General features: G+C 73.9%; 9 protein-coding genes. 2 read left to right on the top strand and 7 right to left on the bottom strand.

Annotation, left to right across the window (positions count from 1 at the left end; translation table 11 throughout):
* The first annotated feature begins 139 nt into the window (after positions 1–139).
* The gene (locus DZF91_RS31795) at positions 140–1,360 is read left to right on the top strand and encodes an MFS transporter (RefSeq protein ID WP_117360760.1); all 1,221 of its coding nucleotides are present in this window, start codon (positions 140–142) and stop codon (positions 1,358–1,360) included.
* A 104-nt stretch (positions 1,361–1,464) separates the two neighbouring features.
* Entirely contained in the window at positions 1,465–2,049 is a 585-nt protein-coding gene (locus tag DZF91_RS31790; RefSeq protein WP_117360759.1) for a hypothetical protein, read from the top strand.
* A gap of 3 nt (positions 2,050–2,052) precedes the next feature.
* Here DZF91_RS31790 and DZF91_RS31785 read toward each other — a convergent pair whose 3' ends face one another.
* The 7 genes from DZF91_RS31785 to scpB form a co-directional block, all read right to left on the bottom strand.
* Positions 2,053–2,256, bottom strand: coding sequence for a hypothetical protein (locus DZF91_RS31785; RefSeq protein ID WP_117360758.1), 204 nt, complete (start codon positions 2,254–2,256; stop codon positions 2,053–2,055).
* 123 nt (positions 2,257–2,379) lie between these two features.
* Positions 2,380–3,804, bottom strand: a complete 1,425-nt coding sequence (der, locus tag DZF91_RS31780; protein WP_117360757.1) for a ribosome biogenesis GTPase Der — start codon at positions 3,802–3,804, stop codon at positions 2,380–2,382.
* 77 nt (positions 3,805–3,881) lie between these two features.
* Positions 3,882–4,544, bottom strand: coding sequence for a (d)CMP kinase (gene cmk, locus DZF91_RS31775; RefSeq protein WP_117360756.1), 663 nt, complete (start codon positions 4,542–4,544; stop codon positions 3,882–3,884).
* 127 nt (positions 4,545–4,671) lie between these two features.
* A complete protein-coding gene (locus DZF91_RS31770; RefSeq protein WP_199487033.1) occupies positions 4,672–5,793 on the bottom strand; it encodes a prephenate dehydrogenase in 1,122 nt (373 codons plus the stop codon).
* 209 nt (positions 5,794–6,002) lie between these two features.
* Positions 6,003–6,365, bottom strand: coding sequence for a chorismate mutase (gene aroH, locus DZF91_RS31765; RefSeq protein ID WP_117360754.1), 363 nt, complete (start codon positions 6,363–6,365; stop codon positions 6,003–6,005).
* A gap of 93 nt (positions 6,366–6,458) precedes the next feature.
* Positions 6,459–7,190 (bottom strand): pseudouridine synthase, encoded by a 732-nt coding sequence (locus DZF91_RS31760; RefSeq protein ID WP_117360753.1) that lies wholly within the window; start codon positions 7,188–7,190, stop codon positions 6,459–6,461.
* Positions 7,187–7,744: an SMC-Scp complex subunit ScpB gene (gene scpB / locus DZF91_RS31755; protein WP_117360761.1), complete on the bottom strand. Its 558-nt coding sequence runs from the start codon at positions 7,742–7,744 to the stop codon at positions 7,187–7,189. Before scpB ends, DZF91_RS31760 begins: the two co-directional genes overlap by 4 nt.
* Between the last annotated feature and the right edge of the window lie 141 nt (positions 7,745–7,885).

Here is a 7,885-nt window from a genome sequence, read left to right as displayed (position 1 = left end):
TGTTCAGTTCTTCGGTCTCCACAAACCGAGCCTGAACACCCTCGCCCTGTCCCAGGGGACAGACTTCGGAACTACTCGTCTAGCCTCCTGAACAAGACAACCCGGCGCGCGACCCGCAACCATCCGCCAAGCTGCCCGTGTGGGCTACCTGAAGCTGCTGCGGGACGGCAACGTCGCGCTGCTGTGGTCCGCGCAGACCCTGAGCGTCCTCGGCGACCGGATGTACGCCCTCGCGGTCATGTGGCTGGCCTGGGAGACCTCCCACTCGGCCCTCCTGATGGGCGCGGTCTCGGTCGCGGAGTCCCTCCCCTACCTGCTGGTCGGCCTGGCCGGCCGGCGTCTGGTCACCTGGACGGCGGGATTCGGGCGTCTGGCGGCCGTGGACGCGGCCCGCACCCTCGTCGTCGCCGCCCTCCCCGTCCTGTGGACGGTCTCGGGCCCCAGCACCGCCGCGCTGCTGGCCGTCGCCGCGCTGCTGGGCCTGCTGGGAGCCGTGTTCGAGCCGTGTCTGGCGTCGCTCGCCGTCGACCTGGTGCCGGCCGACCAGGTCCGGCAGGTGTCCGGGCTGATGGACCTGATGCGGCGGACGGCGCAGATCACCGGCCCCGGAGCGGCGGCGCTGCTGCTGCTCGTGCTTCCCGAGGTGCGGCTGTACGCGCTGGACGCGGCCACCTTCGCGGTCTCGGTCGTGGCCCTGGCCGTGTTGGCGCGCCGCGTCCCCGCCACCCGGACCATCCCGACGCCCGGCGTGGCCCCGACGCGTCCGCCCCGGGCCCGAGAGCTGCTGCGCGGCCGTCCGGTCACCACGTGGATGATCGCCCTGCACGGCGTGGGTCAGCTGCTGTACGGGATCACGCTGGCGGTGCCCGCCCTGCTGGCGGTCCGGCTCGGTGGGGCGGCGACGGGGTCGGTGTACGCGTGGACCGCTGCGGCCACCGGGGTTGGCGCGGTCGCCGCGAACCTTCTCGCCGGGAACCTGCGGGGCGCCGGACGGGTTCCGGGCGGGTACTGCGCGGCGTGGGCCGCCCAAGGCGTCCTGCTGGCGGCACTGGGCGCGGCGTGGACGATGCCGCAGTTCATCGTGGTCTCGGTGGCCTTCGGCGCGGCTTCGCCGGTGGCGGCGATCGGCCTGCGCACGCACCTGTCCCGGTTCGCGTCCGAAGAGCGGGTGGGCCTGATGACGGCCGACCAGACGTGGGTGCGGACGGCGGGGACGGCCGGGACGCTGTTGATGCCCGCGCTCGCCGAAGGCGGTCCGGAGGCAGCGTTCGGCGCGGCGGGTGCGGGGATGGGGCTGGTGTCGGTGCTGGTGTGGGCGGTGGCGCGGGGTCGCTCGCATGAAGGTCTGGAGGGAGGGTAAAGGCGGGTCAAAACTTGATAGTTCGACCTGGTCGGGAGGCGTCGAAGATGACCGGGACCATGCGGGTGCCCAGAAGTCGGGGGGCTTTCAGCGGGGTTCTTCTCGTGCTGCTCGGACTGTGGGGAGCACTGCTGCCGTTCGTGGGGCCGTACGCCCACTTCGGCTTCCACCCCGACCAGACGTGGATCTACGGGACGGACCGGCTCGAACTGTCCATCGCCCCCGGGGCGGCGACGGCGCTCGGCGGGCTGGTGGCGCTGGCCGCCCGGAACCGGGTGGTCGCCTCGGCCGGCGGATGGCTCGCCGCGCTCGGCGGGGCCTGGTTCGTCGTCGGGACGCAGGTCGCGGTGCTGTGGGACGTGAACGGCATCGGCGAACCGCTCGGCGCGACCAGGGAGCGCCACCTGGCCGAGCAGCTCGCGGGCTTCTCCGCCCTCGGCGTCGTGATCGTCTTCCTCGCGGCGGTGGCGATCGGCCGGTTCGCGGTCGTCGGCGTCCGGGAGACCGCCGCCGCCGAGACGGCCCTCGAGGAGAGGGCGGCCGACGAGCGCGACACCTCCCGGCGGGTCTCCCCGGACGAGTCGGCCGTCACCCAGCCGCTCAAGCCGTCGGCCTACGGCCGCTACGCCCGCAGGCCCCAGCCGGACGTCGAGGACCGGCGCGTCGCCCCCGAGGAGCCGGGAGTGTGAGGATCAGCGGTCGCGGTGGCGCATGTTGCGGACGGACTTGGTCGTCTCGAAGCTGCGCTTCTCCTCGTCGTTGGCGACGTCGTCGCGGTCGGTGAACATGCCGGCGAACAGGACCAGCAGGCCGACGGCGCCGATCCAGGGCTGCCGCCAGTAGAAACCGGCGGCCACGAGTCCGGCGGCCACGAGCACCAGCAGCAGAAGCTTCACGTCGCACCCTTCGTCCGTCGGCGAGTAAGGGATGACTTACTCGCTGGCCTCGTAGGCATCCTGACATGACGCGGCCCGCCCGGGGAACCCCCGGACGGGCCGTGGCGCGTCCGCCGCCGGACGCTACTTGCGCTTGCCGCGCTTCTCGCGGATCTTCATGGTCACCGCGATCGGCGTGCCCTCGAAGCCGAACTCCTCGCGCAGCCGCCGCTCGATGTACCGGCGGTAGCCCTCCTCGAGGAACCCGGAGGTGAACAGCACGAACCGCGGCTGCCGGACGCCCGCCTGCGTCGCGAACAGCACGCGCGGCTGCTTGCCGCCCCGGATCGGGTGCGGGTGCGACGACACCAGGTCGGCGAAGAACTGGTTCAGCTTGGCCGTCGGGACGCGCGCGTCCCAGCCCGCCAGCGCCGTCTCGATCGCCGGGACGAGCTTCTCCATGTGCCGTCCGGTGCGGGCCGACACGTTCACGCGCGGCGCCCACCGGGCGTTGTGGAGCTGCCGGTCGATCTCGCGCTCCAGGTAGTGGCGGCGCTCCTCGTCCAGCAGGTCCCACTTGTTGTAGGCGATGACCAGCGCGCGGCCGGACTCGATCACCATCGAGATGATCCGCAGGTCCTGCTCGGCGAGCGGCTCGGTCGCGTCGATCAGCACGACGGCGACCTCGGCCCGCTCCAGCGCCGACTGGGTGCGCAGGGTGGCGTAGAAGTCGGCGCCCTGGTTCTCCCGGTGGCGGCGGCGGATCCCGGCGGTGTCGATGAACCGCCAGGTCTTGCCGCCGAGCTCGATCTCCTCGTCGATCGGGTCGCGGGTGGTGCCCGCCACCGAGTCGACGACGACCCGCTTCTCCCCCGCCAGCTGGTTCAGCAGGCTGGACTTGCCGACGTTCGGACGGCCCAGCAGCGCCACCCGGCGCGGCCCGCCCGCCTCGATGCCGAACCGCTCCCGGGGGGCCTGCTCGGGCAGCGCCTCCAGCACCGCGTCCAGCAGGTCGCCCGAGCCGCGCCCGTGCACGGCGCTGACCGGGTGCGGCTCGCCGATGCCGAGGCTCCACAGCAGCGCCGCGTCCGACTCGGTGGCGACGTTGTCGACCTTGTTGGCCACCAGCACCACCGGCTTGCCGGACCGGCGCAGGATCTCCACCACGGCCTCGTCCACGTCGGTCGCGCCGACGGTGGCGTCCACGACGAACATCACCACGTCGGCGAGGTCCACCGCCATCCGGGCCTGCTCGGCGATCGCGGCGGCCAGGCCGGCCGCGTCGGGCAGCCAGCCGCCGGTGTCCACGATGGTGAACCGGCGGCCGGACCAGGTCGCGTCGTAGGCGACCCGGTCGCGGGTCACGCCCGGCACGTCCTCCACGACCGCCTCGCGGCGGCCGATGATCCGGTTGACCAGGGTGGACTTGCCGACGTTCGGACGGCCCACCACGGCCACCACCGGGGCCGGCCCCTCGCCCTCCTCGGAGAAGCCCTCCTCGAGGGCCTCCCGCTCCAGGTCGGCGACGTCGAAGTCCGCCGGGTCGAAGTCGTATTCGCTCTCAGTCACGTTCTTGTCCCCGCTCGCCGGTCGGGTACGCCTCCCGGCGTCCCCCGGCTCGCTCGTGCGCTCGTTGCCGAGCCCGCTCAGTACTGCTCTTTGGCGAGGCGGACGACCGCCTCGATGACCTCGTCGAGGCTCAGCTCGGTCGAGTCGATCTCGTGCGCGTCCGCCGCCATCGCCAGCGGGGACGCCTTACGGGTGGAGTCCAGCCGGTCGCGCCGCGCCTGCTCGGCCTGGGTGACCGTGACCGACGCGCCGGGGTCGGCCGCGAGGTCCTTGGCCCGCCGTGCGGCGCGCACCGCCTCGCTGGCGGTGAGGTAGACCTTGACCGGCGCGTCCGGCGCGACGACCGTGCCGATGTCGCGGCCCTCCACCACGATGCCCCCCGCCCCGATGATCTCACGCTGCAGCGCGACCATCCGCTCCCGCACCGCGGGAACCCGGCTCACCGCGCTGACCGCGTTGGTGACCTCGCGGGTGCGGATCGGCTCCGACACGTCCGCGCCGTCCACCTCGATGGCCGGACGGTCCGGGTCGGTGCCCGACACCAGCACCGGCTCGCCCGCGCGGGCGGCGACCGCCTCCCCGTCCTCGACGTCCACGCCCTGGCGCAGCATCCACCACGTCATGGCGCGGTACATCGCGCCGGTGTCGAGGTAGCGCAGGCCGAGGGCGCGGGCCACGCCCTTGGAGGCGCTGGACTTGCCGGAACCGGACGGGCCGTCCATGGCGATGACGAGCGACACGATCGCTGCCTTTCGGTGTCAGGGGCGGTGCTGAAGCGGTGCAGGGGCGGTACCGGCGTCCCGGCCGGGCCGGGGCCGGGGGGGCGCCGGGCGGACGCGGGCGGCGGCCAGCGTTCCAGGGTACCCGTCAGCCGGGCACCGACCAGCCACGCGCGCGCAGCTCGTCGGCCAGCCGGGCGGCCTCCTCGGGCCGGACCGACAGCTCCAGCACACCGACCGGGCGGCCCGGCGAGTGCTCGATCGAGACGTCCTCGACGTTCACCCCGGCGATGGTCGCCGCCTGGAAGATCATCGCGAGTTCGCCCGGCCGGTCCGGGATGACCACGGTCACCGTGGCGTACCCGCCCTGCTCGCCGCCGTGCTTGCCCGGGATCCGGGCCCGTCCGGCGTTGCCGCGCAGCAGCAGGTCGGCGACGTGCGTCGCCGCGCCCTCGCTGCCGTCGCGCAGCAGCGAGGCGGCCACCGCGAGGTCGGTCGCGACGCCCTCCAGGACGTCGGCGACCGGCTCGGCGTTGGCGGCCAGGATGCCGATCCACAGCCGCGGGTCGGACGCGGCGATCCGGGTGACGTCCCGGACGCCCTGCCCGGCCAGGCCGAGCGCGGTGTCGTCCGCGCCGGTCAGCCGGGCCGCGACCGCCGCCGACACCACGTGCGGGGCGTGCGACACCAGCGCGACCGACCGGTCGTGGTGCTCGGCGCCGACGGTGACCGGCATGGCCCCGCAGAGCCGCGCCAGCCCCTCCACCGCCTCGACGGCGGCCGGGCTCGTCCGCTCGTCGGGGCACAGCGCCCACGGACGGCCCAGGAACAGGTCGTCGCGGGCCGCGGACGGCCCAGAGCGCTCCCGGCCCGCCAGCGGATGCCCCGGCACGTAGGACGCCAGGTCGCAGCCCAGCTCGGCGGCCTGCGCCAGCGGCAGCGCCTTCACGCTCGCGACGTCGGTGTACACCTCGGCCAGGTGGCGCTTCTGCGCGTCCAGCAGGGTCACGGCGACCGCGGCGGGCGGGACGGCGATCACGGCGAGGTCGACGGGGCCGCCCAGGCCCTCGGCGGGCAGCGGCTCCCCCGCGCCGATCTCCGCCGCCACGGCCAGCGCGGCGGCGTCGCGGTCGGACAGATAGACCTCCGAGCCCCGTCCGCGCAGGGCCAGCGCGATCGAGGTGCCGATCAGGCCGGTGCCGATGACGACCACGCGGCCGGGGCCGCGTTCGCCGTTTCCGGGGCGCTCGGGAACTGGGGTCTCTGCCACCGATCCAGCCTACTGGTCGACGGCGGCCGGATCGTCCCACTCCACCGAGGCCGCGCCCGAACCCCACCACCACGCCACCGTCACTCCCTCGGGGAGCGAGCCCGCCCGAGGAACGTCCGGCGGGCGGGGTTCTGGCCACCTGCCCGTACTCGTGCCCGTACTCGTGCCCGTGGCCGCGTGCCCGTGGCCGTGCGCCCGCCCCGGGCAGGCTACTGGGCGATGTCGAGGCGCAGGGCCGTCGCCCCCCGGAGGTACACGTGCTGCACCTCCGAGCGGGGACGGTCGGTCTCCACGTGCGCCATCAGCCGGATCACCCGGGGCAGCCCGTGCGGGACGGCGATCTCGCTCGCGCACATCAGCGGGACCTCCTGGAAGCCCAGCTTGCGCGCGGCGAGCGCGGGGAACTCCGCCGTCAGGTCGGGCGTCGCGGTGAACAGCACGCTGATCACGTCGTCGGTGCCGAGCCCGTTGCGCTCCATCACCGCCGTGACCAGCTCGGTGGTCGCCGCCAGGATCTCCTCCCGGTCGTCCGCGTCCACCTGCGTCGCGCCCCGGACCGCCCTCACCGCCACGGGTGCCTCCCGTCCTCGCCGTTGCTTCCGCCCTGGTCATACCCGCCGCGGCGGGGCGGGCGCCACCCGCCACGTCGTTCCGCCGCGGATCGGCTATAGATCGACGGCCTTGTAGAGCTCCCCGATCTCGCGGACGGTCAGCGCCCGCATGTGGCCGGGCTTGAGCTGGCCGAGCTTGAGCGGTCCGAACTCCACGCGGGCGAGCTGCTGCACCGGGAAGCCGACCTCCTTGAGCAGCCGCCGCACGATGTGCTTGCGGCCCTCGTGCAGGACGATCTCCACCAGGATGCGCTTGCCGACCTGGTCGAAGATCCGGAACTGGTCGGCCTTGGCGAAGCCGTCCTCCAGCTCCACGCCCTTGCGCAGCCGGCGGCCCAGGTCGCGCGGGATCGGGCCGTGAATCTCGGCCAGGTAGGTCTTGCTCACGCCGAAGCTCGGGTGGGTCAGCCGGTGGGCCAGCTCGCCGTCGTTGGTGAGCAGGATCAGGCCCTCGGTGTCGGTGTCGAGCCGTCCGACGTGGAACAGCCGCTCGGGCACCTCCACGTAGGACGCCAGGGACTTGCGGCCCCGCTCGTCCTTCATCGTGGACACCACGCCGCGCGGCTTGTTGATCATGTAGTAGCGCATCTCCGACCGGGTCTCCACCCGGCGGCCGTCCACCTTGATCACGTCGCGCTCGGGGTCGACCCGCTCGCCGAACCGGAACACCCGCTCGCCGTTGACCTCGACCCGGCCTTCGCCGATCAGTTCCTCGCAGTGGCGGCGGCTGCCGATCCCGGCCTCGGCCAGGACCTTCTGCAGGCGTACGCCCTCGTTGTCGCTCACGCTTCCTCGACTATCTCTTCTGGCAGGTCATCGGGCAGGTAGGGGGCCAGGTCCGGCAGCTCTTCCAGGCTGCGCAGCCCCAGTCGCTCCAGGAAGTACCCGGTGGTTCGGAACAGGATGGCCTGGGACTCGGGGTCCTGCCCGGCCTCCTCGATCAGGCCGCGCAGGGCCAGCGTCCGCATCACGCCGTCGCTGTTGACCCCGCGCACCGCCGAGACCCGGGCCCGGCTGACCGGCTGCCGGTAGGCGACGACGGCCAGGGTCTCCAGCGCCGCCTGGGTCAGGCGGGCCTGCTGCCCGTCGGTGACGAACCTCTCGACCACCGGCGCGCAGATGTCACGAGTGTAGAAGCGCCAGCCGCCCGCCACGTCCCGTAGGTCGAACCCGCGGCCCTGCTCGGTGTATTCCGCGGCCAGTCCGCGCAGCGTGGCGGCGATCTCGGGGACCGGCCGCTCCAGCAGCTGGGCGAGCGTGATCTCGGCCACGGGCTCGTCCACGACCAGCAGGATCGCCTCGACCTGTGCCCGCAGCGACGGCCCGTCCTCGGCCTCCACCCCGGCCCCGGTCCCGCCGACGGCCTCGGACGCGGACTCACCGCCGGTCCCGGCCTCGGAGGCGGGCGCCTGGTCAGAGGCCGCCCCCTCGGGTGCGGGCGGCTCGGGGGGCGGCGGGGCGGGGCGGGGGTCGGGCGCCGG

It is taken from the genome of Actinomadura logoneensis (genome assembly GCF_003428695.1).
Taxonomy (GTDB): Bacteria; Actinomycetota; Actinomycetes; order Streptosporangiales; family Streptosporangiaceae; genus Spirillospora; species Spirillospora logoneensis.
Note: the sequence above shows the minus strand (reverse complement) of the source record. Positions and strands in the feature narration are given on the sequence as shown.